General features: G+C 51.3%; 22 protein-coding genes. 1 reads left to right on the top strand and 21 read right to left on the bottom strand.

Features of this window, described 5'->3' with window-relative positions:
* Positions 1 to 49 precede the first annotated feature (49 nt).
* From BLR06_RS13795 to BLR06_RS13785, 3 genes are read right to left on the bottom strand one after another with little or no spacing between them, the layout of a single operon-like run.
* Positions 50 to 1,990 (bottom strand): TonB-dependent receptor plug domain-containing protein, encoded by a 1,941-nt coding sequence (locus BLR06_RS13795; RefSeq protein ID WP_092074170.1) that lies wholly within the window; start codon positions 1,988 to 1,990, stop codon positions 50 to 52.
* Positions 1,991 to 2,003: 13 nt separating this feature from the next.
* Complete coding sequence (hutW, locus tag BLR06_RS13790; RefSeq protein WP_092074169.1) at positions 2,004 to 3,392, bottom strand: heme anaerobic degradation radical SAM methyltransferase ChuW/HutW; 1,389 nt, start codon at positions 3,390 to 3,392, stop codon at positions 2,004 to 2,006.
* Between the two features lie 57 nt (positions 3,393 to 3,449).
* Positions 3,450 to 4,415 (bottom strand): ABC transporter substrate-binding protein, encoded by a 966-nt coding sequence (locus BLR06_RS13785; RefSeq protein WP_245698155.1) that lies wholly within the window; start codon positions 4,413 to 4,415, stop codon positions 3,450 to 3,452.
* Between the two features lie 796 nt (positions 4,416 to 5,211).
* Here BLR06_RS13785 and BLR06_RS13780 point away from each other — a divergent pair.
* Complete coding sequence (locus tag BLR06_RS13780) at positions 5,212 to 7,794, top strand: RyR domain-containing protein (RefSeq protein WP_092074168.1); 2,583 nt, start codon at positions 5,212 to 5,214, stop codon at positions 7,792 to 7,794.
* Positions 7,795 to 7,875: 81 nt separating this feature from the next.
* Here BLR06_RS13780 and BLR06_RS13775 read toward each other — a convergent pair whose 3' ends face one another.
* From BLR06_RS13775 to BLR06_RS13690, 18 genes are all read right to left on the bottom strand, one after another.
* Entirely contained in the window at positions 7,876 to 9,090 is a 1,215-nt protein-coding gene (locus BLR06_RS13775; RefSeq protein WP_217636910.1) for an ABC transporter permease, read from the bottom strand.
* A complete protein-coding gene (locus tag BLR06_RS13770; protein WP_092074166.1) occupies positions 9,083 to 9,775 on the bottom strand; it encodes an ABC transporter ATP-binding protein in 693 nt (230 codons plus the stop codon). Before BLR06_RS13770 ends, BLR06_RS13775 begins: the two co-directional genes overlap by 8 nt.
* 88 nt (positions 9,776 to 9,863) lie before the next feature.
* Positions 9,864 to 11,003: an efflux RND transporter periplasmic adaptor subunit gene (locus BLR06_RS13765; protein WP_218039502.1), complete on the bottom strand. Its 1,140-nt coding sequence runs from the start codon at positions 11,001 to 11,003 to the stop codon at positions 9,864 to 9,866.
* 11 nt (positions 11,004 to 11,014) lie between these two features.
* Positions 11,015 to 12,280, bottom strand: coding sequence for a TolC family protein (locus BLR06_RS13760; protein WP_173812700.1), 1,266 nt, complete (start codon positions 12,278 to 12,280; stop codon positions 11,015 to 11,017).
* Between the two features lie 227 nt (positions 12,281 to 12,507).
* Entirely contained in the window at positions 12,508 to 14,265 is a 1,758-nt protein-coding gene (ptsP, locus tag BLR06_RS13755) for a phosphoenolpyruvate--protein phosphotransferase (RefSeq protein ID WP_217636909.1), read from the bottom strand.
* Positions 14,262 to 14,528 (bottom strand): HPr family phosphocarrier protein, encoded by a 267-nt coding sequence (locus BLR06_RS13750; protein WP_092074163.1) that lies wholly within the window; start codon positions 14,526 to 14,528, stop codon positions 14,262 to 14,264. Before BLR06_RS13750 ends, ptsP begins: the two co-directional genes overlap by 4 nt.
* A gap of 11 nt (positions 14,529 to 14,539) precedes the next feature.
* Entirely contained in the window at positions 14,540 to 14,992 is a 453-nt protein-coding gene (locus tag BLR06_RS13745) for a PTS sugar transporter subunit IIA (protein WP_092074162.1), read from the bottom strand.
* 51 nt (positions 14,993 to 15,043) lie between these two features.
* Positions 15,044 to 16,411, bottom strand: a complete 1,368-nt coding sequence (locus BLR06_RS13740; RefSeq protein ID WP_092074161.1) for a PTS fructose transporter subunit IIC — start codon at positions 16,409 to 16,411, stop codon at positions 15,044 to 15,046.
* A 148-nt stretch (positions 16,412 to 16,559) separates the two neighbouring features.
* Positions 16,560 to 17,510 carry a 1-phosphofructokinase gene (pfkB, locus tag BLR06_RS13735; RefSeq protein ID WP_092074160.1) on the bottom strand — a complete coding sequence of 317 codons (951 nt, stop codon included), beginning with the start codon at positions 17,508 to 17,510 and terminating at the stop codon, positions 16,560 to 16,562.
* A gap of 11 nt (positions 17,511 to 17,521) precedes the next feature.
* Positions 17,522 to 18,292 (bottom strand): DeoR/GlpR family DNA-binding transcription regulator, encoded by a 771-nt coding sequence (locus tag BLR06_RS13730; protein ID WP_092074159.1) that lies wholly within the window; start codon positions 18,290 to 18,292, stop codon positions 17,522 to 17,524.
* 277 nt (positions 18,293 to 18,569) lie between these two features.
* The gene (locus BLR06_RS13725; protein ID WP_092074158.1) at positions 18,570 to 19,985 is read right to left on the bottom strand and encodes an NADH-quinone oxidoreductase subunit N; all 1,416 of its coding nucleotides are present in this window, start codon (positions 19,983 to 19,985) and stop codon (positions 18,570 to 18,572) included.
* Positions 19,985 to 21,517, bottom strand: a complete 1,533-nt coding sequence (locus BLR06_RS13720) for a complex I subunit 4 family protein (protein ID WP_092074157.1) — start codon at positions 21,515 to 21,517, stop codon at positions 19,985 to 19,987. The genes BLR06_RS13725 and BLR06_RS13720 overlap by 1 nt, the downstream gene beginning before the upstream one ends.
* 1 nt (position 21,518) lies before the next feature.
* Positions 21,519 to 23,420 (bottom strand): NADH-quinone oxidoreductase subunit L, encoded by a 1,902-nt coding sequence (gene nuoL, locus BLR06_RS13715; protein WP_092074156.1) that lies wholly within the window; start codon positions 23,418 to 23,420, stop codon positions 21,519 to 21,521.
* Positions 23,421 to 23,444: 24 nt separating this feature from the next.
* On the bottom strand, positions 23,445 to 23,753 hold the full coding sequence (nuoK, locus tag BLR06_RS13710; protein ID WP_092074155.1) for an NADH-quinone oxidoreductase subunit NuoK: 309 nt from the start codon (positions 23,751 to 23,753) through the stop codon (positions 23,445 to 23,447).
* A complete protein-coding gene (locus tag BLR06_RS13705; protein WP_092074154.1) occupies positions 23,750 to 24,262 on the bottom strand; it encodes an NADH-quinone oxidoreductase subunit J family protein in 513 nt (170 codons plus the stop codon). The genes nuoK and BLR06_RS13705 overlap by 4 nt, the downstream gene beginning before the upstream one ends.
* Positions 24,259 to 24,741 (bottom strand): NuoI/complex I 23 kDa subunit family protein, encoded by a 483-nt coding sequence (locus tag BLR06_RS13700; RefSeq protein ID WP_092074153.1) that lies wholly within the window; start codon positions 24,739 to 24,741, stop codon positions 24,259 to 24,261. The genes BLR06_RS13705 and BLR06_RS13700 overlap by 4 nt, the downstream gene beginning before the upstream one ends.
* 12 nt (positions 24,742 to 24,753) lie before the next feature.
* The gene (nuoH, locus tag BLR06_RS13695; protein ID WP_092074152.1) at positions 24,754 to 25,794 is read right to left on the bottom strand and encodes an NADH-quinone oxidoreductase subunit NuoH; all 1,041 of its coding nucleotides are present in this window, start codon (positions 25,792 to 25,794) and stop codon (positions 24,754 to 24,756) included.
* Positions 25,795 to 25,819: 25 nt separating this feature from the next.
* Entirely contained in the window at positions 25,820 to 26,917 is a 1,098-nt protein-coding gene (locus tag BLR06_RS13690) for an NADH-quinone oxidoreductase subunit D (protein WP_092074151.1), read from the bottom strand.
* Positions 26,918 to 26,922 lie beyond the last annotated feature (5 nt).

Below are 26,922 nucleotides of genomic sequence, written 5' to 3'. Positions count from 1 at the left end.
TCACTTTGTAAACTACAATGGTAGTATATTTTCGAAAGTATACAGTATACTAGAACTTCACTTTAACGCCGCTGCGGTATAGCGTACCATTGATCCAATTGTCGTAATCCTGATAATTGAAGATGTTATCTACCCCCACATAAACCGTAGTAGTCTTGTTCAGTTCTTTACTTATCAAAGCGTTCCATATGCCATAAGAATTTTCTTTTTTGTCTTCTTCACGGTAATCGCCATACCAAGTCCCCCACAGGCTGCCGCGCAGCCCCAGCTCCTTGTCGGAATAAATCAGGCTGGCGCCGATTTGATGGCGGGCGCGGTTATACAGCCGGGTGTTGGTTACCTTATTTTGAGCATCAAGATACGTATAACTTAGTTTTGCCGCCAGCTTGTCGGTGATTGCCTGCCCAACCTCCGCTTCCAGTCCCTGAAGTTGCGCTTTGCCAATATTATCGTAGGATTTTATTTTAACCGTACCGCCGGGCAGGGTTTCACCGGTGTCGTAGCTTTCAATTAAATCCTTAATTTCATTGCAAAAGTACGTTACCTTGCCGAAGATACTTCCTTGCTCGCCTTCCCAGCCTATTTCGTAGCTTTGGGACTTTTCCGGAGCCAAATTAGGATTGCCGGTAAAATAAGTGGATTTGCCCATCGCGAAATCATGATATAATTCCGTGGTTGTCGGTGTTTTAAAGCCCAGGCCGACATTGAATTTCAACCGGCTGTTAGGCCGGACCTTATAGGTCATGCCGATTTTAGGACTGACCGCACTTTCAAATTTGTCACTGTCATCAAACCGCAGCGCCGAGATAAGCAGCAGGCGGTCATTCACTACCCACTCATCCTGAACATAGGCGGCGTAATAATCGATGCCGGCTTCTGACCCATTGGCTGTTTTTCCTTCACGATACAACGTATAATTGCCTTGATTAGAGTCAATGCGCGTTCCCTTGACCGTTTCCTCCCGGTACTCGCCCCCATAGGTGAAAAGATGATTGTTCCGCCAGGCTTTGCTGGAATTCCCTTCAAACGTTCTGGTTTGACGTTTTATCACATCAAAGCTGCTTAAAGCGCCGTCGGTCTTTTTGCGGCTTTCGTAATCCTTCTCATAGGTAGACTGGTATACTCTGAACTGATAGTCGGCAGTGTCCGATTTACCGGTATAACCAAGATTGTAATCGGTTCTTTGGTTGTTGTTCACATAGCGGGTTGTGCCGCTTAACCTTTGATTTTCTTCGTCCAGGTAGTCCACACCGAAGGTCAGCTGCCCCTGGTTGCCGGTATCCCATATCCCCTGAAACTGAAAAGGCTTGCGGGTTCCATAATAATTATTGGTATCGCCCTCTTGATTGGTGAAGGGATCTTCCTGCCGTTCACCAGCGCTGAGCGACCAGGAAAACCGTCCGGTTTTTCCTGCATCATAACGCATCAGCCAATTGCGGCCGCTGGAAAATGAGTCGGACCGGCGTTCCTCAATTTCCAGACTAACGCTTTGTTTCACCGGCTTCTTCGTAATAATATTGATCACGCCGCCCATCGCATCTGAACCATACAAAGCGCTGCTGGCGCCGCGGAGAATTTCAATACGCTCTACATTTTCCATGCCGATCCGGTCAATTTCAAAAGAGTTGGTCCGGGCCAGGGAAAGTTCGCCGCTGATTCGGCGGCCGTCGATTAACAACAGAACATGTTGAGAATCAAGGCCGCGGATAGACACCTTCGAACCTTTCATTCCGTCCACGCCAAAAGAAAGATTGGTCGCCATTTCCAAAGCCTGGCGCAAAGTAGCCGCGCCTTGGGCGGCAATCTCTTCCTGGCTGATAATTTCCACTGTTGACGGAATTTCTTTAATCTCCTGCTCAGTACGCGTTGCGGTGATTGTAATTTCCTTTGTTTGCACCGCCTCCTCAGCGTTCACTGGCATATGAACCGACGTCAAAAGGCAAACGCCCAGCAACGCCAGCCGTTTTTTTGCAGTCACCTGCTGATTCATTGAAACATCCCCCTTATTCAACTTTTGTTGCAGATTTATGTATATCAAGAGCGTTCAGGCATTCCAATATTGACCGGGCAATATTCATATACCAGAATTGCCCGGCCACTGTCAGCTTTGCGACTCGCGCCCCGGTTTGCAATAGTCCCCGCCGTTCCCATATCTTCAGTAAAGGTTCAAGCTCCCAAATGCCGCTGCCATGGCAACCGGCAAGCGACCCCAGATCAATATAGCCTTGCTTGATTTGTCCCATCACTGCTTTTTGCAGGCTGTAGCCGCTGTGCGGTTGCCGCATAGCGGCAATAGGCTTGTCGCCCTGCCTGATCATGTTCATGTAACGCTCTACCTTCCGCTCCAGCGACAGGCTGACGCCGCCGATCCGGCCGCCGCCGCCGGCGCCAAACGGCAGTACTGCCAGCGAGCTTTTTGTCAGTGTATTGTACATATTGCGTTCCCGGTTGCTTTTGGACCAGTGACACACACTAATCCGCGGGAAACAATGATCCGCCAGAATAGCTTCAGCGGCGGCAAACATTTCGGCCTGTCCGGCAACTGTCGCCGCAGCGGGAAGCCGCCCTGCCGCAATGGCTGCTTTGAGCGCGCTGGTCTCATAAACATTCAACTGATATAAATCCCAGCCGTCAATTGCCGCCCTGGTCAAAAACTGCAAATCCTTCAGCCAAACAGCCATTGTCTGATAGGGTAGGCCGTACATCAGATCTACAATTACCGCCGCCTGACCATACGCCGATAAGAGCTGCAGCTTATTCAGAATGGCCTCTGTGGCATCGATCCGCCCCACGGCCCGCCGGACCCTGGTATTAAACGACTGTACCCCAATAGAGACGCGATTAACGCCATGCGCCAGCCATATTTCCATCTTCTCCGGAATAAGATCGTTTATTCTTGCCTCCAGCGTTAATTCATAATCATTGGTCAGGGGTAAATAAGCGCGAAGGGCCTTGAGCAGCTTTGCCGCATTGAGCGAGGAAAGACTGCTGGGCGTCCCGCCGCCGATAAAAACGGCATTCAGTTTTGCACCCGATAAATACCTGGTATCAGCGGCCATTTGCAGCTCACGCACCAGGCATTCAATATACGCCCTTTCAAGTTCCGCGTCCGAATAATTTTGGAAAAATCCGCAGTAAAGGCAGCGACGCCGGCAAAAGGGAATATGAATATAAGCCACCCTCTTGCCAGGCTGCGCCTCCTCTGCCATCAGCCCGTTCCAGGCAGCCTGCCATTGCGCCGGCTTTATTTCACTGCCTGTAAACCCGCCATGCATCCCTCTTTTTTCGGTAAAGGCCCGGCATAAGGGGTCGCCCTCTTGCGTCCCTACCAGCAATTGATACTCCGCGGAACTCATTCCGGCCAGCATTGCATTTAACCGGTTTCCTGTCAAAACCTTCCCTCCCTTTTTTCTTCATATCCAGCCTTAGCCACTGTTCTGTAAAGCGTGTCAGTCGCCGTCATCCGGGTATAGCAGTTTCTCCAAAATAACCAAAGCCTCCCCCACCTGCGTGCCCGGATTAATCGCAAACAGCGCATATGGCAGTTGTTCCACCCGGTTGTTTTGCACGGCCTTAACGCCTTGCCAGGCCGGATGCTTAATCAAGTCGGAACGTAGTTTCCCCACGACTTTTTCATCCGTGCTATGCGTAATCAATAAAATGACATCCGGGTTGGCCCTGGCGACAAACTCCATACTGAGAGGAACATAACGCAATTGGCTTGCCGTAATTTGCTCATCCGCGACATTAACGCCACCCAGGCGTTTGACCAAATCACCGGCAAAGCTGTTTGCCGTAGCCATGTTAAAACTCTCGGTTGAGCCCCAGACCACCAGGACCCGGGGCGCTTCTTTCCCGCTGACCCTGGCCCTGACCGCTTGATACTGAGCTTCTATCCGGTCAATTTCCGCCTGGGCCAATGATTGCTTGCCGGTCAGCAAACCGTACAAGGCCAGTGTGTCTAAAATTTGTTGATAATTTTCCAGGGTTTGCAATAAGATAGGAATGCCGGCTTTCTCCAGGACGGGAATCAACGCATGATGCGGCGGGGCATTAACCCCAAGAATTAAATCAGGCTCCAGCGCGATCAGTTGTTCAATACTGGGATTGGCGGTAGTTCCGACAGCGGGAATTGCTGCAACCGCCTGGCTGACCTCCGGTCGCAGCGCTTTTGTGGTAGGTTTGCCAACAACCTCTCCTCCAGCTGCATAATACAAATCAAGATTTGAGGCATTCAGGACAATGACCCTTTGGGGCTGCCTGGGAATTTCTACTTTTCGCCCGGCATTATCGGTGGCAATCATTACTGCCGTCTTTTCCAGCGCCGTTACCGGCATTTTATCCTGCATCAGCAGAATGATTGTTAGCAATCCAGCAATGATCCACAGACTTAGCCTGCCAATGGTAATTGGCATACATTCACCTCTTTCTTCGGACTGGCGTTCTCCGGCGCAAGCCGCCCCGGCCGTTAGGAGCCAGCCTGCTTTAACGCAAAAAAACCCCGTATGCTAATCAAGCAATACGGAGCTCCAGGCTCTCTAAACAGTCGGCTTGTATTCATGTCCGGATTTTAACTGCGCTAACCGAGCTTCAGGTTTAAACGATTATCATTATCATTTAAATAATCAAAAGCTGCTTCTTTCAGCAAATATTTTCCGCAGCGCAGTTCAATGATCGGTTTGTATATATGCTATATTGTAAGCCTCAGATAAAGCCGTGTCAAGCCCTTATCTTATGCAATCAGATTTTTTTGCGCGCCGGTTATTGTTAATCACTGGCCAGCCGTCAGTTGGCATTTCACGATAACAATTATCAATTGGTTTAATAGATATCAACCGTCACCAGCCAAAAGCTTAATGAAAGAATAACGAAAGCTGCGCTATCCGACAGGAGACCTCCGCACTTGCCTAGAACTAGTACCTTGTCTACATTAAAACGATAGATAATTTAGCGAGGATTTTTTCGGCCTGCGAGGCGAAGGAGCTGCGCAGATCGGGAATCTGTAAGGCGACGCCAACGAAGCAGGACGGAAAAAGACTGCTAAAGTAGCAGAGCTTTTAATGCAGATGAGGTACTAGTACCTTGTCAGCCCTAATCCAGTGAAAACTGACGGTCTGTTTATAGCCTCGCCATTATTCTGCCGGTTGTAAGGCTGACAAGGTACCGATCGTATGGCTTTATCAGCAAACAACGCCAAAAGGAGTGAAATAGATGCCTGAGAATTTAACCATTGTAGTAACCGGCGACATCTGCATTAACCGGCTGCTTTGGATAACAGACCCGCAAAATGCCAAAGGGCTTAACTGGCAGACCCATGAAAACATCCATAGCGCGTTATTGCCGGGAGAAGCCTTGCTTTTGACCAAACTGGTGGCATTATCCACCAGAGCGGCCATCCTTGCGCCGCAAATAACGGATATGCCGGACGTTTCGCTTACCGAGTTTCTTAGTTCTACCGCCGAGTTAGGCCTTTTCCCTGAAACGGCCGATAAGCCAAAAGGCAATAAAAAATACCGGGTCAGCCGCTTTTTGGGCTTTACCGGTCCGGCCACCGGCCAGCCTAAGCTGCTGCCGGTGGAAAATGATAACGCCGATGCCGATATGGTCATTATTGATGATGAAAATAACGGCTTCAATTCCAATCGGAATTATTGGCCTCTGGCCTTGACCACCCCGGGCAAAACGCCTATTGTCCTGTATAAAATGAATAATCCGATTGATACCAATGCTTTGTGGCAAAATCTCGCCAAACATCACATGAATAATACCATTGTGATTATTAACGCCGACGATTTACGCGCAAAAGGCGTAAACATCAGCAAAAGCCTTTCCTGGGAAAAAACCGCGCAGGATTTTGTCTGGCAAATTAACAACAGCCCCAGTCTGGCCTTTTTGGCCAACTGCCGCCACCTCATTATACCATTCGGTCTTGAAGGCGCTATCTATTACCGCAATGAAGGCAGCAAGGAATCCTATCTGTATTTTCTGCCCTATGCCTTTGAAGGCGGTTCGGTTAAAGACAGCCAGGGCCGAATGTCGGGACTTACTTCCTGCTTTGTTGCCGGGCTTGCCCGCAGCATTGCCAGCGGCTACGCCCACCGGGAAGAACTTCCGTTTTCCATTGGCGACGGTATTCGTACAGGTATCGTTGCCGCGCAAAAATTTTTCCTTACCGGATTTGGCAATCCGGTACAGGCGGACAGATTTCCCAGTCCGGCGATTTTCAGTGAATGGGAAAAGGACTTTGTTTCCAAAGAAGATGTCCAGGATGTGATTATTAGAATCTCCGCCAATGCCGATTGCCAGTCCTGCTGGTATATATTAAAAGATAAAAGCTCAGCCAATCTGGCTGAAATCGCCTACAGCATCGTCAAGAACGGCGTCAAGCAGGCGCTGAAATTCATTCCCATCGCCCAGTTTGGCAAACTGCAGACCGTAGACCGGACAGAAATTGAAAGTTACCGCAGCATCAACAACCTAATGAGCGAGTACATTGCCGCCGTCAATACTGTCCGGCCACTGTGCATCGCGGTATTCGGCACACCCGGTTCGGGCAAATCGTTCGGCGTAACCGAAATAGCCGCCAGCATTGCGCCGGCCCTGATCAGAAAACTGAATTTCAATTTATCGCAGCTGCGCAGTCCGCTGGAGCTCATTAACGCCTTTCATAAAGTCCGGGACATTTCCCTGGAAGGAAAAATCCCGCTGGTATTTTTTGACGAATTTGATTCGGCTTTTGAGGGAAAACTGGGCTGGTTAAAGTATTTTCTGGCCCCGATGCAGGATGGGGTGTTTCGGGAAAGGGATTCGCTGCATCCCATCGGTAAGGCCATTTTTGTCTTTGCCGGCGGCACCAGCAGCACCTTCGAAGAATTCTGCGGCGGCGATATCAGTGATGAACAGGAGCAAAAATACTTTCTGCAGGAATTTAAAGGAGCAAAAGGGCCGGACTTTTTAAGCCGGCTGCGCGGCTATGTCAACATTCTCGGCCCCAATCAAACCGATCAGCAGCAGGATCAATTGTTTATTATCCGCCGGGCAATGCTGCTGCGCTCGCTGCTGGAAACAAAAGTTCCGCAGCTCATTAATGACAATGATGAGGCCCAGATTGACAATGGGATCTTGCGGGCGCTGCTAAAAATCCCCCGCTATAAGCACGAGTCCCGCTCAATGGAGGCTATCCTGGAAATGAGTATGCTCAATCATGCCAAGAAGTGGGAACAATCCTATTTGCCTTCCAAAGAACAGTTGAAAATGCATGTGGACGAAGAGCAGTTCCTGCGCCATTTGATGCACGACGCCTTCTTCAGCGAGAAAATCGACGGCATTTCCCTGGCGCTGCACGAAAAGCTGCTCAGCCTCACCAAAGATCAGCCGGAAATCGACGCCTGGCTTCGCAGGCCCTGGGCCGAGCTCGACGAGGATATCAAAAATGCTTTTCGCAACCAGGCCAAACGGATTCCCAATGTCCTGTTAAAAATAAACTACGATGTTGTATCGGTAAAGGAAACGCCCGAAGCCATTGAATTTACCGATAAAGAATTGGCTATGCTGGCGCCTGTTGAGCACAAACTCTGGTGCAAGCAGCAAAAAGCCGCCGGCTGGCGCTATGGGCCGCACAAAGACCGGCAGCAAAAAACCGATCCGGCCCTGGTAGCCTGGGAGGCTTTAACTGAGGAAAAAAGAAAGCAAATGATTCAAATGATCAGAATTTGGCCGGAGGTGCTGGTTAAGGCTAATTTCAAAATTGAACGGCTGAAATTTTTATGTCATTGCGAGGCAATGATGTTATAACAGGCTTTAATATAAACTAATTCACTTTGCTGTCGGCCATAACTGTCAGCTGACTTTTTCCGCCAGCCGGCGATATCCGTTTTACTCAAACCGCAAAGCGTCAATCGGGTTAAGCAAAGCCGCCTTCCGGGCCGGATAAATACCGAAGAACAACCCTACCGCGATAGAAAATCCAAAGGAAACCACAATGGACAGCGCCGAAATGACGGTATTCAAGCCGCCAAAAATGGCAATGGCATAGGCTGCTGCAATGCCCAGAACAATACCGCCCAGGCCGCCGAGCACGCCAATGACGATAGATTCAATGAGGAATTGCAGCATAATATCGCGATACGTCGCCCCAAGCGCTTTCCGTATGCCAATTTCACGGGTCCGTTCGGTAACTGAAACCATCATAATATTCATAATACCAATGCCGCCCACCAGCAGGGATATGGCGGCAATACTGCCCAGCAGCATGGTAATCGTTCCTGTCGTTTCCGCTGCCATTGCCATAATGCTGGTGAGATTGCGCACAGTAAAATCATCTTCTTTCCCGCCGAAAATCTTATGGCGCTGGCGCAGCAAAGAAGTCACCTGCTCCTGTACCTGATCCATATTCTCCATTCTGGATACCTGAATACTGATAGAGTGGAGATAAGTAATGCCGATCAGCCGTTCCTGGGCTGTGGTTAACGGTATCATCACAATATCATCCTGATCCTGCCCCATCGACGACTGACCTTTGCTGTCGAGAACGCCAATGACCTGATACGGCGTATTATGAATGCGCACATTTTGACCGGTGGGATTCAGTTCGCCAAATAAGCTTTCCGCAACGGTGGCCCCCAGAACGGCTACCCTGTTCCGGGAAGTTAAATCCTGCGCCGACACAAAACTGCCGCTGCCCACCGTCAAACTTCTAATCGCCATATATTCAGGAGTAATGCCCTGAACGGTCGTTGTCCAGTTTTGGTTGCCGGCAATCAGCTGATATTGCTTGCTCACTGCCGGTACTACATAGTCAATGCCTGCTACTGTTTCTTTGATATATTCGGCATCCTCCGGCAATAGCGTAATGCTGCTGCCGGAGGCTGAGCGGACTCCTTGCGCAGACGCAGCGCCTGGAGCAACAATCAACATATTGCTGCCCAGACTGGCGATGGAATTCTGCACCTTTTCCCGAACGCCCATGCCGATGGATACCATGGCAATAACAGCGCCCACACCAATCATCATCCCCAGCATAGTTAGCACAGACCGCATTTTATTGGTCAGTAAAGCGCGCAAAGCAATGGCAAGGCTTTCTTTAAACATCATCCAGCTCCTTTACCTTATCGCTGATGATCAGCCCGTCCCGCACAGTTATTGCCCGCCTGGCATAGGCGGCAATATCCGGCTCATGGGTGACCAGAATGACCGTCCGGCCCTGTTGATATAAAGTGGAAAATAGCTTCATAATTTCAATGCTCGAACGGCTGTCCAGATTTCCGGTCGGCTCATCAGCCATGATGATACTCGGATCGTTAATCAACGCTCTGGCAATTGCCACCCGCTGGCGCTGACCACCTGACAATTCATTGGGCAGGTGATTTTTCCGCGAATTTAACCCCACCGAATCCAGCATGGCAGCAGCCCGGTCCAGGCGTTCTCTCCCGTCTACTTTGGCATACACCAGCGGCAGCGCCACATTGTCCCAGGCGGATACCCTGGATAGTAAGTTGAAATTTTGAAAAACAAACCCAATCCGCTGATTGCGGGTTTTTGCCAATTGGTCATCATTTAAAGTGGCGACTTCCCGGCCGTCAAGCAAATAGGAGCCGCTGCTTGGCCGGTCCAGGCAGCCCAAAATATTCATCATTGTTGATTTACCTGAACCGGACGGTCCCATGATGGCGACAAATTCGCCCTTTTTGATTTCCAGGGAAATGCCGTCCAGCGCCGCCACCATTTCGCCGCCCATTTGATAGTGCTTTTTGACTTCATTTAAGACAATTCCCATTAACCTTCCCCCTTTTTTCGGCCCTGGAACTGCAGTATTAGTACCTTGACGGATTCAACTCCAGTAGTGACGACACGCTGACAAGGTACTAGATTGGCGGTGGCGGACCGTTATTTTTTTGACTCGAAGAATTTTGACTCTTGGTTTTGGTATAAGAGATAACCAGCTTGTCCCCCTCCTGCAAGCCTCCGGTGACTTCTACTTTATCACTGCTGGTCAGACCAATTGTCACCGGAAGGTTGTCACTCAGGCCATTGTTACGCAAGACCGTTACATACTGACCGCTGGTGCTCGTTTTTAGAGCAGCCAGGGGAATTAACAATGCATCATCCTTTTCGCTGATTTTTATTTTCACTCTGGCCGTCATTTCCGCCTTGAGAAGGTTTTCCGGATCATCTACCGCTAAAGTTACATAATAATAGACAACACTGCTGCTGGAAGAAGTGGAGGACGAAGACGACGAGCTTGAAGTCGTTGTGGAGGAAGTGCTGGTGGTAGTAGTGGAAATCTGGCCAATTTTAAGCACCCGGCCGGTAAAAGGATGATTCTGATAAGCATCGACCGTGAATACAGCCTGCTGTCCGGCGGCAATTTTTCCAATATCCGTTTCGTCTACTTTAACTTTAACTATTTTACCGGAAATATCGCCAATCATCATGACAACGGTAGGATCGTTAACGCCTGCTGTCACCAGCGTCCCTACCGATACGGGTTCACCAAGGACCACCCCGTCCATTGGCGAAACCAATACCGTCTCATTTAAGTCCGACTTGGCCGCCTCATAGCTCGCCATCGCTGTCTGATACGCCAGCAGAGCGTCTTCCAGGTCAGCATCCGATTTGGCGCCAATGGAGTGCAGGTATTGCAGGCGTTTATATTTAGCACTCGTATGATGCACTTCATACTGCGCTTTTTCCAGTGTCGTCTCAAGTGTTTTATCCTCTAAGACGGCCAAAACCTGGCCGGCTTTTACCACATCGTTTTCCTGCACGTTCATTTCCTTAATCAGTGCCGTAACCTTTGATGAAATATCAACAGCATTCACCGGCTTGACTGTTCCGGTAGCCGCTACATAGGATATGATTTTGCCCCTGACTGCCGTTACAATCTCCCCACTGACTGGCGATTGCGCCGTTATGCCGACATAGTAATACCAGCAGCCAGCGGCTGCCGCCAATAGAACCGCCAGTCCCAAAGCACATTTCAGCTGCTTCCTTGCTATACCCATCGCACAACCTCCTAATTCATTCCCATCGCATTTTCCAGCTTGGCCCGGTAAATTGCATAATCATACTGCGCTTCAATATCATTATTTTGGGCCGTCGTTAAAGCCAGCTGCGCATCAATGACATCGAGAATAATCCCTTCGCCCACCCGGTATTGGGCCGCGGCGATAAAATAATCTTCCTGGGCCTTATGGATGGCGGCCTGAGTTGTTTCCCGCCGCTTTTCGGCCTCTTTCAGGCCTAAATAGTATTCTTTAACCGCAAGTTCAACCGTATCTTCCTGCGATTCCAGCTCCAGCCGGGCATTGACAACGGCAAGCCGGGCTTTTTTAACATTCGACCTGGTGATCCCGCTGTCAAACAAATTCCAGGAAGTTGTTACGCCAATATAGGTATCCAGGTCGCCCCCCTCCGGTAAAATACTGCTGTCCCAGCCAGTTGCGGCCACCAGCGAAACAACTGGTTTTTGATCTGCGCCGGCAATCGCCGCACTTTGTTCGGCTGACTTAACGGCCAGACGGTATTGGGCCAAATCCGGACGATGAGCTTTGGCCAAAGCTACACATTCCGCCATCCCATACGCCACCGGCACACACTGGAATTCTTCAATCAGTTCCAGTGGTTCGGCGCTTTTCCAGCGCAACAGGTTGCGCAAATTATTCACTGCCACTTCTGATGCATTCGTAGCTTTTAGCAAAGTCTGTCCGGCATCCGCCAGTTCAACCTCGGAACGTAATACATCCGATTTTGCAATATTGCCGGCGCTATACTGCTCCTTGACGTTTTTCAAATGCAACTGGTAATTATCTACTGTCTCCTGGGCTACAGCCTGCGTCTGATGAGCTTCAATCACAGTCAAATAAGCGGAAATGGTTTGCAATTTAACCGTTTGCTCAGTCTGTTTGGTATTTAATATCGCAATATCGACCGCTGTTTCGGCATTTTTAACCGTCCCCTCATTCTTCCCGCCGCTGTATAACGGCAGTGATAGAACAATATCACTGCCGGACGCAGTTGCGGAATGACTGACTTTTTTAAGATAAAAAGTATTGGCGGCATCAAGCGTAATTCCCTGGCTGCCTTTGGCGCTTTGCAGCGCATACTCGGCCTGTTGTTCTTCATTGGCCGCTATCTTAATGTCCAGATGATTTTCCAAAGCTATATGTACTGCCTGTTCCAGGGTAACCGGAGCAGCGCCAACCATATTTCCCCAGGACAGCAGGCTGAATAGGCAAATACCGGCGCTGCCTCTTTTCAGACCGCTTAATGTTAAATGCAAGCTCAAGTCCTCCTTTTTAGCCTTCATAATATTGCGCTATCTCTCATTAGGATTGATTATCAATCCTGTATTATGATAACAGTCAACTATTTGAAATAGCTTGGAAGCTCCGTTATAAGACTGATTGATGGACGTAAGAGCAAGCCGCTTAATCCGCTTATGCAATGGCCGGGACTTGCTGATCGTATAAAAAATCAGTGAGCGAAGATATTCGCCCACTGATTTTTCTACCGTATGTCCTTCCGGGTCAGATACTGCTCCACTTTCATCCTGATTTCCCCGGCGGTACTCAGCTGCAGTACATCAGCCAGCAAATTCCTGCAGCTTTCTAATTCCAGCCGGGAAATGGCGAATTTTACTTTCCGGATCGCCGTGGCCGACATGCTTAGCTCATCCAGGCCTAACGCCAACAGCAGCGGCGCCGCTTGAGGATCGCCCGCCATCCCGCCGCACATGCCCACAGATTTTCCTTCAGCATGGGCCGCCTGCACCACTTGCCCAATCAGCGCAAGAATCGCCGGATGGAAATGATCATACAAATAATCGACCTTCTCATTCATTCTGTCAACCGCCAGTGTATATTGCACAAGATCATTCGTACCAATACTAAAGAAATCAACCTCTTGCGCAAATTGCCTGGCCAATATGGCCGCCGAAGGAACCTCTATCATCATCCCAACCTGGATGTCTTCAGCAAAACTCTGCCCTTCCGCCCTGAGCTGGTCTTTCATTTCTTCCACCAAGCTTCTGGCCTGACGCCATTCATCCAGACAGGAAATCATCGGAAACATGATTTGCACCGCGCCAAAAGCGCTGGCCCGTAATATCGCCCGCAGCTGGACGCCAAACAGCGCTTGCCGGTCAAGACACAGCCGGATGGCCCGGTAACCGAGAAAGGGATTGGCTTCGGGCGGTATCTGCAGATAAGGCAGCGCTTTGTCCCCGCCAATATCCAGCGTTCTGATAATGACCGGTTTATTGTCCATTGCCTGGATGATATCCCGGTAAATTGCCAATTGTTCCTCCTCATCAGGCCAACGGTCCGCGGCCATGTAAATCAGTTCCGTCCGCAGCAGGCCAACGCCCTCAGCACCTTGTTCCAGCGCGTATTGCGCGTCGGCTTTGGTGCCGATATTCGCTCCGATCTCCACCCGATATCCATCCACAGTAACCGCCGGCTGTCCGGCAAAGTTCTGTAATACGCTGTTTCCCTCATTTTCCCGGCTTATTGCGGCCTGATAACTGCGTAATGTGTCTGGTGAAGGCTGAACAATGCAAAGTCCGGCAGTACCGTCTACAATGACGGTATCGCCGTCCGCAATTGCGGCAATAGCATCACCAACGCCAATGACGGCGGGAATGCCTATCGTTTTGGAAAAAATCGCAGTATGTGAGGTCTTGCCGCCTTTCTGCGTAACAAAAGCCTGAATATACTGCTTATTCAGCTGAAGCGTATCGCTTGGCGCCAAATCCGCGGCAATCAAAATCACTTTCTCGCGCAGTTCACTAAGACAGGTGGCTTTTCCCCCCGCCAGGACAGCCAGCAGCCTGCAGCCGATATCTTTAATATCGGCTGCCCGTTCCCGCATGTATTCATTGGGCATATTTTCAAAAATTGCCGCCGTACCATTGATTACCTGGTCGGCGGCTTTGGCAGCCGAGAATAATTTGGTTCTGATCAGCTTCTCCATTGCGGGACAAAAGCCAGGATCATTTAAGAAACTCTCCTGCGCCTGAATGACACCGGCCTGTTGATCGCCAACCAACTGCCGGGCCTGCTGATACAGCTGCGAAACCTCCTGCAGACAACGCTCCCTGGCTGCCGTCAGTTTAGCAACCTCTTGCTCAACCTCGCTTGCCGCAATATCGTTAAGCGGCAGCGCTGCCTGACGGCCATACAGCAATGCTTTGCCAATCCGGATGCCTTCTGAAACGCCAATGCCGGACAAGCGGATTTCCGGTGAGTTTTTCCCGCCTGCCATCATTCTTCACCAAATTTACTGTTCATCAAAGCGAGCAAGGACTGCGCCGCCGCCGTCTCATCCTCACCGCTTGTTTCAATCACCACTCTGGCGCCAAACTCCAGCCCCAGGGTCATTAAACCCAAAATACTTTTGCCGTCGGCCGCCGCGCCTGTTCCGGCCCTGACCGTAACACTTGCTTTGAATTGGTTGGCTTTTTCCACAAATAACTGGGCCGGCCTGATATGAAAACCGCTCGAATTCTGCAAAATTCCTTCTACGATCATAATTTTACCTCCTAAAGCGTTTGTAACAGCTGCTGCAGCCCGGTAAATGAGTTGACTGCCAGCAGTTCATCCCGAAATTCCTTGTGGATCAGCTTTCTGGACAAAGCAATCAGTATTTTCATGTGCGCATGGCCGGTATCCTTCTCCGGAACGCCAATGAGAAATACCGCCTGTACCGGCTGGCCATCCAGCGAATTCCATTCAATCGGCGCGGCCAGACGGGCAAAAGCCAGCCCGGCGGTAGATACGGCACTTGATTTGCCATGAGGAATGGCCACCCCAAAGCCAATACCGGTTGAGCCTTTTTCCTCGCGGGCATTGACCGCCGCTAAATAGGCGGTTTTATTGCCAACAAAACCCGCTTCTTCCATGCTGTCAGTTAAAGTCTGCAAACAAGCTTCACGGTCGGGTACAGCCAAACCGAAAAATGAAGTGCGAGGATGAATGATGTCAGAAATATCCATAGTAAACTCCTTATCAACTAAATTTCCCCGCTGCCCGTATCATGCGCAATTTCAGGCAACGGCTTTTTTCCGTTTGAGCAGGCTGACCAGAACAGCAGTGACTGCCGTACCGGCGATGATGGCCAGCAGGTACATCGGCCATTGGCTGACCGCGTTGGGAATTAACAACACAAACAAGCCGCCGTGCGGGGTACGCAGACTAACCTCAAACGCCATGGATAAAGCCCCGGCTATACCCGAGCCAATGACCAGCGCCGGGATGATCCGGAAAGGATCGGCTGCGGCAAAAGGAATAGCGCCCTCGGTGATAAAGGACAGTCCCAGTACGCCTGCGGCCTTGCCGGCTTCCAGTTCCTCCGCCGTAAACTGCTTGGGCCGCAAAACGGTTGCCAGCCATAAGCCCAGAACAGGCGTCATTCCACCCGCCATTACGGCTGCCATTGGTCCATATATATTGCTGCCCAGCAGTCCCACGCCAAAAGTATAGGCCGCTTTATTGACCGGGCCGCCCATATCAAAGGCCATCATGGCCCCCAGGAGAAAGCCCAGCAGCAGGGCATTGCCGGTGCCGAGCGAAGTCAGCCAGCCGCTAAGCCCTTTCATCAGGGCGCTGACCGGTCCGCCAATAACATAAATCATCGCCACGCCGACAAAGGCGCTGGCAAACAGCGGAATAATTAAAATTGAAGTCAGACCGGCCAGATGCTTGGGAAGCTTAATGACCTTTTTCATCCAGCGTACGACATAACCGGCCAAAAATCCGGCGAAAATCCCGCCGATAAAGCCCGCCCCAAGATTAGCCGCCAGCATTCCGCCGATAAGGCCCGGCGCCAGGCCCGGTTTTTCCGCTATTGAAAAAGAAATAAAGCCCGCCAGGACCGGCACCATCAGGGCAAATGCCGCCCCGCCGCCAATGTCCATCAAAGCCGCCGCCATTGTTCCCTGTTCCTTAAACGCCTCAATCCCGAACACAAACGACAGGGCAATCAGCAGCCCGCCGGCAACAACCAGCGGCAGCATATACGAAACCCCGGTCATCAGGTGCTGATACGGACCCGTCTTTTTCTCCCGGCCGGCCGGCCGGGGTACGGCGGCTGGTGCAGCCGGCGCGGCCGGCGTCATTGCCAGCGCCCGCGCAAGCAGGACCTCGGGATTTTTGATTGCCTCGGCTGCGCCAACTTTCACCACCGGTTTTCCGTCGAATCGCTGCTCAGCCACGTCGGTATCGGCGGCAATAATAATGGCATGGGCCTCAGCAATTTCACCGGCAGTTAATTCGTTCTCCAGGCCGATTGCGCCGCGGGTTTCTACTTTAAACGCAATTTGTTTTTCCGCCGCCGCTTGTTGCAAAGCTTCCGCAGCCATATAGGTATGGGCAATACCGGTAGGGCATGCTGTGACGGCTAAAATCCTTTTCATTTAAATTCACCCTCTCCCTGTTAATGTTAAGCACCGTTAACATCCTTTACAAAACATTTCACCCCGTAATACTCAATGGCAATCACTCTCCCCGCCCAAAATCATTCGCTTGCTTGGATCAGCGCCCCTAAGAGCATAACCAAACCGACTATGGCAGCCTGTGAAGCGGTTCAATACGAACCTGATCCATGAAGGCTTTTACTTCGGCCAGTGAACAAACCTGCGTTCCGGCCTTGGACGCGGTAACCGTCCCCGCAGCAGTTACCCACTGCGCGATTTGCGCCATTGAAAACCGCTGCCTCCAGGCATACACCAGCGCCGCCACCATCGAATCGCCGGCGCCAACCGTGCTTCCCGGCAGGATAGTGCCCGTTTTGGCCCAAAAAGCCTGCGTTTGATCAACAATGACAGCCCCTTTAGCGCCCATTGAAACAATCATCAAGCTTACGCCTTTTGCCAGAATTGAGCTGGCTGCCTGCAAAATAGCAGCAGTATCGGACAGCGGCCGGCCAAGCAGTTTTTCCAGTTCGTGAATATTGGGCTTAATGGCAAACGGCGCAGCCTTAACCCCCTCCTGCAAAGCTTCACCATCAGCGTCGAGAATGGCTTTCACGCCTTTACTGCGGGCCATTTCGATCAATTCCCGGTAAATGCTGTGACTGGCGCAGGGCGGCAGGCTGCCGCTTAATACCAGAAATGAAACCCCCTCCAGCAAACCGGCCAGCTTTTCTTTTAACCGTTCAAGCTCGGACTCCGCCACTGTAAAACCGGCCTCATTGACTTCAGTCGTAACGCTGGTGCTATCATCAACAATTTTAAGATTTGTTCTGGTTTCACCCGGTATTTCCAAAAAATCAACGCCAATTTGCTCAGCAGCCAGGTACTGACGCAAAAGCTGCCCCTGCGCCCCGCCTATGAATCCGGTCGCTGTAACCTCAACGGCAAATTGCTGCAGAACTTTGGCGACATTGATTCCCTTCCCGCCGGAATCCAGGCGGATACTTTTTACGCGGTTTACTCCCCCAACGGTCAGGCTTTCAACTGCTATCGTTTTATCGATCGCCGGATTCAGCGTAACCGTAACGACATATGGCTTCATAACCATCCTCCTTATGGGCTTACTACATGAACCAAAGTTCCCAGCTCCCGCATACCGGCAATAAAATCCGGTGGCGCTTTATCATCAATAATACAGGTATCGACCTGCGCTAAATCGGCAAACCCGGCAAAAGCCTGCCGGCCAATTTTAGTGGAATCAGCCAGAACAATAACCTGGGCGGCAATCGCAATCATTTTTCTTTTTACTGCTGCCTCGCTAAGATTAGGTGTTGTCAGACCACTGGCCAAATCCATTCCATTGGTGCCGATAAATGCTTTATCCACTCGCAGCAGGCCAAGGGTTTGCTCAGCAATCGGCCCAACCAGCGACCGGGTGTTCTGCCGCAATACGCCGCCTATGACAATCACCTCGGCCGCTTCGTCATTTTGTAATTCCTGGGCCAGAATAATAGAATTCGTAACCACCTTTAAACCGGAAAACTGCTTTAACTCCCTGGCCAGATATAACGTGGTCGTTCCTGAGTCAATCACCAGTGTGTCGCCATCCTGAATCAGTTCGGCCGCCTTTTTCGCAATACTTTCCTTTTCCTTTCTGAATTGATCCGCTTTATCGACAAAAGCCGGTTCAAAATTGTAATTTTCCCGGCAAACAGCACCGCCGTGCGTTCTTTTCAGCAATCTGGCGCTTTCCAGCTCCTGCAAATCCCGGCGCACGGTAGATTCCGACACTTGAAACAGCTTGCTTAACTCCTGAACGGAAGCCCGGGAATATTTGCTCAGATATTTAACAATTTTTAGTTTACGTTCTTCCTCGTATAACATGCTTATCCATCCTCATTTTACCGATTATCATGATCATATAAAGCCATTTTATGATTAAATATGATCATTTCCTATTGAATATGATTATATTTTGATTGTTTGTAATTGTCAATATATTTTCCGGCAACTTTTCACCCCTTCCTGCTTTGGCCAGCAGCACCGCAGTAATGGATTGGGCCGACTGGCGCAAAGGCGCAAAAAAAGGCTGCCCCGATTTTCAGGGCAGCCCTCTCTTCTTTCACCATTAAGGCAATTCAATCAACGATTGCGGGCGATTTTACCATAGCGCCAAGGCGGCGGCATTCGCCAGCTCGGCCAAAGGCTCGGGATAGATGCCGACAAATAAGCTGGCCAGCAGGCTGACCACGGCAACCAGACGCAGCGGGCTGCTGACCATAAACTCCCGCTCATCCTCTGGTTCATGACTGTACATTGCTTTGACCACAAGAATGTAATAATAAACGGAAATCATCGACATAACAAACCCTAAAATGACCAGCCACAGATAACCTTGCTCGGCAATGGCCATAAAGAGATACATTTTACCCGCAAAGCCGGCCAGAGGCGGAATGCCGGCCATTGATAACAGGGAAACGGTCATCACCAGCGCCAGCAGGGGAGATTGCTGCGACAATCCGGAAAACGCCTGAATATCGCCGGAGCCGCTGTGGCGATTGACTGCGACCGCTACGGCAAAAGCTCCGGCGGTGGCAAACATATACAGGACAAGGTAAAACAGCATCCCCTTGACCCCGGCCGAATTGGCCGCCAGCAGGCCTGATAAGATATAGCCGGCCTGGGCAATCGAGGAATAGGCCAGCATCCGCTTAATGTCCGTCTGCCAGATGGCAACCACAATGCCGGCAACCATGCTAAGAGCGGCCAAAACGCTGATGACCGGAGCCCAGTAAAAGGTTAAACCGGCAAAGGCCACTAAGAAGACCCGCAATAATACGGCAAAAGCGGCGGCTTTAGAGCCCATCGCCAGCAGGGCGGTAACCGGCGCGGGTGCGCCTTGATAAACATCCGGCGCCCACATATGGAAGGGAACAATCGATAATTTAAAACAAAACCCGGCGATCATCAGCCCCAGCCCCAGCAATACAGCAGGGCTGACCGCAAGCTGAGCGGCAATCCGGCTGAATACCAGACTGCCGGTAAAACCGTAAATCCAGCTTATTCCATACAATAAAACGGCACTCGACGCCGAACCCAGAATCAAATATTTTATTCCCGCTTCACTTGACCGTTTACTCTCCAGGTCAAAGCCGACCAACGCATAAAAAACGACAGCCATCAGCTCCAGCCCAATAAACATGGTCAATAGATCATTGGCGGAAGCCATCAGCATCATCCCCAGCATGGCAAACAGCAGCAGCGCATAAAACTCGCCGGTATTTTGCGTTAGATTTTCCACATAGTCAAAGGAAAATAAGATGGTTAATAAAGTCGCTGTCAGGAATAACTGCTTGGCAAACAAAGCCAGCGGATCAAGCACAAAAAAATCGAGATAAACGGTAGCCGAGGTTCCATATTGAGTAAACGTAAAAACTAAAATTCCCAACAGACCGGAAGCTGCCACATAGCCCAAACTGCGGCGTGTTTCCTGCCGCGGCAGCAGCAAATCAAAAATAATCAACAGCAACGCCAGTACGACGACGGCGATTTCACTATTGAGCAGTGAAATATTCATTAGAAAACACCTCCCAGCAAGGCCGGCGCCGCCCGCAAATGATCAAGCAGCGCCATGGCCGGCTCCACGCCGCTGTTCACCATACCCATGAGCAGTTGGGGAAAAACGCCGAACGACACCAAGACCGCCCCCAGCACAACCAACGGCACCAGCTCTACGCCGGAAGCGTCACGGCATCCATCGAACTGCCCCCGGCGCGGCCCGAACAGGACATTGGCCAACACCCGCAAGATATACAGGGCAGTGAAAACAATCCCGGCAATCGCCATTAACGTATACACCGGGTATACACTGAAAGCGCCCACAAAGATCGTGAACTCAGGGATGAAGCCAATCAGCCCCGGCAGTCCCAGTGAACTCATACCGGCCAGCATAAATCCGGCGGCCACCCGCGGCATTTGATGCGCAAGTCCGCCCAGATCGGGAATATGCCGGGTGTTGGTTTTATCGTAAACCAGGCCAGCCAGCGCAAAAAACAACGCGCTCATCACCCCATGGGCAAACATATTGGCAATCGCGCCATCAATGCTGATGACATTTAAAGCCGCAAAGCCAATCAAAATATAGCCGATGTGGGATATTGACGAATAGGCGACCATATATTTCAAATCTTTTTGCGCCAAGGCTACAAACGCCGCATATAAAATATTGGCTACAGCCAGCAGCGCGATCAGCGGCGCCCAGAATTTTACCCCGGCCGGCAAAACCAGCAGCCCAAACCGGATTAAACCATAAGCGCCAACCTTCTTTAACACTCCGGCGTGCAGCATCGATACCCCTGTTGGCGCTGCGGCATAGCCATCAGGAGCCCAGCTGTAAAACGGCCACATGGATAAGGTAGAGCCAAACCCCAGCAATAACAGGAAAAAAGCCACTGCCTGCACCGGCTCCGACAGGCTGCCCGCCACATGGGCCTGGGTCAGCGCCTCGATGCTGAACGTCCGCAATCCTGCGGGATAAGCGTTAAGATATAAGGCGATTACACCGGCCAGCATAAAAGCCGAACCCAGCAGCAAATAAATAGTCAGCTTCATTCCGGCGTATTCCCTGGACACACGCTTGTCGGAACCCCAGACCAGCACCATAAGATAGCTCGGCACAATCCCCAGCTCGTAAAACAGCAAAAAGATAAACAAATCCCGGCTGACGAAGGTTCCAATTGCGCCAAGCGCCAGCAGCAGCAGTTGAATAAAAAATTCTTTCGGCCGCCGGTTGATATTCCAGGAGACAAAGACGGCCGAAAACCCAACCAGCGCCGTCAGCAGGAGCAGCGGCAGGGAAATGCCGTCCACGCCTAAAGCATAGCTTACGCCCAGTTCCTTAATCCAGGGAATATCCTCCGTAAATTGCATGCCGCCCAAGACAAGATCATAAGCCCGGTAAGCATAAAGTGTCAGACCAAGAACGACCGCCATGGTAACGGCTGCCGTCAGTTTCACCGCTTTATCCGCCGTGCGCGGCAGGCAAGCCAGCACCAGCATCCCAAAGACAGGCGTCAGTAAAATCGCTGTTAACAGCGGAAAACCAGCCATCCTAGTAACCTCCCCCGGACAAGAAGCCCTTAAATAACGGATCAAGCAGCAGCCAGGCCATAACGAGCAATACCGCCCCGAACATGACCAATCCATACCGCTGCAGATTGCCGCTTTGCCCCTGGCGCAACCCGTTGCCCAGTTGGCAAACCAACCCGGCTGCCCCTTTCAGCAGTCCTTCAATCACATTGAGCTCCAGCCAGTCCAAAACCTTGGCAATACCGTCGACAAAGGTATGATTCAGCCATAAATACAATTCATCCAGGTAATATTTACGAAAACTCAGCGCGTATAAACCGTTAAAACGCCGTGACAGCGCTGCAGGCGAAATTGTTCCGCGGCCATAGATCAACCAGGCCAGGCCGATAGCCGCTCCCGACAGCATTGCCGAGGTACCGGCAATGTTCCAGTCCAGCCCTGCATGTTCGGCCGGACCAAACCGCACCCAGTCGCCAAAATGGCCGGCATAGGGCAGATAACCGCCAACGACAGCCAGAATACCAAGCACGGCCAGCGGCAGCCGCATCGTCAGCGGCGCCTCGTGCGGATGATTGTCCGGTTTTTCCGGTCCACAGAAAACCACAAACAACAGCCGCGCCATATAAAATGCCGTCATGCAGGAAGTGATCACAGCAATGACATAGAGCGGCATACTGGCCTGAAACACCGCCAGTAAAATTTCATCTTTGGAAAAGAAGCCGGCAAAGGGAGGAATCCCTGAAATCGCCAGCACGCCGACAGTCATGGCGGCAAACGTCACCGGCATTTTGCGGCGCAATCCTCCCATGGCGAAAATATCATTCTTATCAGGCAGGCCATGCAAAACCGCACCAGCCGCTAAAAACAACAAAGCCTTAAAAAAGGCATGGGTCATCAGATGAAACATGGCGGCCGTAACACTGCCCACGCCAAGCGCCAGCATCATAAACCCCAGCTGGCTAATGGTCGAATAAGCCAGAATCCGTTTCATATCACGCTGGGTAAACGCGATACTGGCCGCGAAGCAAGCGGTAAACGCGCCAATCCAGGCAACCGCTTCCAGCGCATTGGGCAAAACACTGAACAGGAAAAATGCTCTTGCCACCAAATACACGCCGGCCACCACCATGGTGGCGGCGTGGATCAGCGCCGACACCGGCGTCGGTCCCTCCATCGCATCAGGCAGCCACACATGCAGCGGAAACTGGCCGGATTTGCCGATAGGCCCAAGAAACAGCAGCAAGGCTACGATCGTGAGCATACCGGCGCCGTGTTGCATAACATAACCTGGCACGAGCGAAGCCAAGTGCTGAAAATCCAGCGTGCCAAAAAGTATTTGTATCAGCACAATGCCAACCAGCAAGCCAAAATCCGCGATACGTGTAGTCATGAATGCTTTCTTCGCCGCTTCCCGGGCGGAAATTTTATGGAAATAATAGCCGATCAGTAAATAGGAGCATAACCCGACCAGTTCCCAAAAGACAAACAGCTGCACAAAATTAACCGAAAGGACCAGTCCCAGCATTGCGGCCGCAAACAGCGACAAATACGCAAAAAACCGGCCAAACCCTTCGTCCCCCTTCATGTAGCCCCAAGAATAAATTTGTACCAGCAGAGCGACAAGCGTGACGACTACCAGCATCAACGCCGACAGCGGATCAAGATAGACCCCCATGTCAATTGACAGGCCCGGCAGAACCAGCCACGGCACTTTCTGAATCAGGGGATGCTCAACACTAATGTTTTGATTGATTACGCCATAGGCCGCTCCCAGCGCCAGAATAAAACTACAGAGGCTCATAGCAAGAGCCGCCGCCGCCGCCAGGCCGGGAACACGGCGCAGAAAAAATCCGATCAGGATAAAGGCCACTACCGGCAGCAGTGGAATCAGCCAGGCATGATACAACGCATATTGGCTAAACAAGCCGCTTCACCTACTTTCTTCATACTACCAGCGCATCTCATTGAGTCTAGCCGCATGCACTGTGTTGCGATCACGATATACGCGAAAAAACATTGCCAGTCCCACCGCAACCTCCGCCGCCGCCACCGTAATGGTAAAGATGGCGAAGACCTGTCCCGTTAAAGCCTCCGGGGTAATAAAGCGCGAAAAGGCCACCAGGTTAAGATTAACCGCATTCAGCATCAGCTCAATGCCCATCAAAATCCCCACAATTGTCCGCTTGGTCAATACGCCGTACAAGCCAATGGCGAACACTACCGCCGCCACCGTCAAAAAGTGAGCCAGTCCAATCATTCTTCATTCACTCCCTTAGCCAATACAATCGCGCCAATCATCGCCGCCAGCAACAGTACCGCCGCCGCTTCCATGACAACCATATAATCGGTAAGGATCAGCTGCGCCAGCACCGGCGGGGTATCCTGCACAGGCCCGGCGCCGGAATAACGCCAGGGGGTATTGGCAATTACACTAACCGTAACCACCACAAACAAGCCGCTTAACGCGGCAATCCAGCCTGACGGATTATTTTCATCCGTTTCATTGGTGCCATGCCGGCTGCTGCGCCGGGTAAGCATCGTTCCAAGCACAAAAACAATGGCAATCGCCCCGTTATAGATTAAAATCTGGACTGCCGCCAAAAAATCGGCCTGCAAAAGTACATACAAGCCGCCCAGGCCAATAAAGCATAAAGCCATCAGCAAGGCGCTGTGCACCAGGTTCTTTTTGACCACCACGCCCAAAGCGGCTGCCACGGTAATTGCGGCGAACAGAAAAAAGGCAATGTTATAAGCCCACTCATTCATTCGGCACTCCTCCCGCCCGGCGCGCCTTCCACCTCAGCAGTTGCTGTTTTACCGGTGAACGCCGCTTCTTCCGCTGCGCCGGCTGCCGTCCGTTCCAGGGAAAGAGCCAGGCAGTCAACATCCAGTTCCTTGCGGAAATACCGCGCATTCTCATAATTTTTATCCCAGCAAATCGCCTTTGTCGGACAGGCTTCAATACAATAATTGCAGTACAAACATAAGCCCGACTGATATACATAAGACGTTAAGCAGCGCTTTTTCTGTTCATTTGCGCCGGTGGTCAGCTTGATCACGCGATTCGGACAGGCCATGGCGCACAAACCGCACGCAATACACTTCTGATGATCCAGTTCCAGCTCGCCGCCCCGAAAGCGCGCCGGCATGGCTAGCTTTTCGTCGGGATACTGTAAGGTAACCTTTTTGCAAAAAAAAGACCTCAGGGTAATGCGCATTCCCTTCAGCAGTCCTTTACCCAGCATAGCTTGCACCTCCTAAATAAAAAACTGATAAACATAGATGCCGATCCCGGTTATAACGACATTAACCAACGCCAGCGGCAGCAATACCTTCCACCCGAAAGCCATCAGCTGGTCGATGCGCAGGCGCGGGAAGGTCCACCGAAACCACATAAATAAAAAAATCATTCCGCCAACCTTAAGCAGGAACCAGGCCCAGCCAGGCAGCCAGGGACCGCTCCAGCCGCCCAGAAACAGCGTGGCGGCAATGGCTGAAGCGGCAAGCAGATTGGCATACTCGGCCAAAAAGAACAGCGCCCAGCGCATCCCGGTGTATTCGGTAAACGGTCCGGCCACCAGCTCTGATTCGCCTTCGACCAAATCGAACGGCGCCCGGTTGATTTCCGCCGTTGCCGTGATCACATAAACCACAAAAGCGACCGGCTGTAAAACGATAAACCAAACCTGCTGCTGCGCCGCTACGATAGCACTCATCTTCAGCGAACCCACCAGCATCACAATCCCTAAAATGGACAGCACCATCGGGACCTCGTAACTAAGCATTTGCGCCACTGTTCTCATGCCGCCAACCAGGGCGTACTTGTTATTCGAAGCCCAGCCGGCCATTAAAAAAGGCAAAACAGCCTGAGATGACACCGCAATAAAATAAAAAATACCGATATTCAAATCAGCAAAAATCGCCTGCTGATCAAAAGGAAATACCGCATACACGGCTGCTGACGGAATAAACAGCAGCATTGGCGCTAAAATCCACATCCATTTATCGGAACCGCTGGGCCTGATATCTTCCTTGGCCATTAGCTTAATCATATCGGCAATGGTCTGCATCGTTCCCCCCGGTCCAACGCGATTCGGACCGGAACGAAGCTGCATGTAAGCGCTGATTTTGCGCTCGGCGTAAACCAATATCACTGCCGACAAGGAAATAACCGTAAAAATCGCCCCAATATTGATCAGGCTCATCGCAATATCCACCCACTGCGTTCCGGGCAGAACCCCTTCCAGGATGCCCCTTAGCATCCTGGCAATTGCCGCTAGCCCTGTTACCTCTTGCATACTTTACGACTCCCCCTCTTTCAAGTTAACAATCCACTTCCCCCATCAGTGAATCCAGTGTGGCCAGTACGGCTACCACATCGGCAATCAGCAAGCCCTGACAGGTTTCGCTCAGCGCCTGCAGATTAATAAACGAGGGACGGCGCACATGCAGACGGTAAGGTTTAGTTGAGCCGTCACTGACAATAAAATAGCCCAGCTCGCCGCGCGGATTTTCAACGGCGTGATAGATCTCGCCAGCTGGCGGCTTCAATACCTTGGGCAGCTTGGCCATGACCGGTCCTTCGGGCAGCTGCTCCAGCGCCTGGGCAATCAGCCGGGCGCTTTGTTTCATCTCTTCCATCCGGACAAGATACCGGTCCCAGCTATCGCCCGTTTGGCCTAACGGGATCTCGAAATCAAGCCGGTCATAAACGCCATAGGGTTCTACTTTCCGCAGATCATAAGCAACGCCCGAAGCCCGCAGGGCAGGACCGGTCAGACCAAGCTCCAGCGCCTGGCTGCCGCTGATCACCGCATTGCCCTTCAACCGGTGATACAGAATCTCATTGCCTGTCAGCAAACCATGGTTTTCCGCCAGCATGGCGGGAAAATCAGCCAGAAAGCGCTGCAGCGCCGGTATAAACTCCGGCGGTATATCTTCTGAAACGCCGCCAAAACGGATATAGGTATAGGTCTGCCTGGCGCCACAGGCCAGATCAAACAAATCAAGAATACGCTCACGGTCACGAAAACCAAACATCATCCCGGTGGAAGCGCCCAGATCAATGGCCAGCGAGCCCATAAAGATCAGGTGACTGGCAATCCGGTTCAGTTCAGTCATAATAATCCGCAGGTATTCGGCCCGCTCCGGTATGGCAATGCCCATCAATTTCTCCACCGTCTGACAATAGCCTAAATTATTGCCCATCGCCGAAACATAATCCAGACGGTCGGTATACGGAATAAACTGCGCATAGGTGCGGCTTTCCGCCAGCTTTTCAATGCCGCGGTGCAAGTACCCCATCCGCGGTGTAGCCTGGACTACCCGCTCACCATCCAGTTCCAGCACTACCTGCAGCACGCCATGGGTACTCGGATGCTGCGGTCCCATATTCAACGTATAGGTTTCTGTCTTTAGCATGAATT

This window comes from Dendrosporobacter quercicolus (assembly GCF_900104455.1).
Lineage (GTDB): Bacteria > Bacillota > Negativicutes > DSM-1736 > Dendrosporobacteraceae > Dendrosporobacter > Dendrosporobacter quercicolus.
This window is presented reverse-complemented; position numbering and strand designations above follow the sequence as displayed.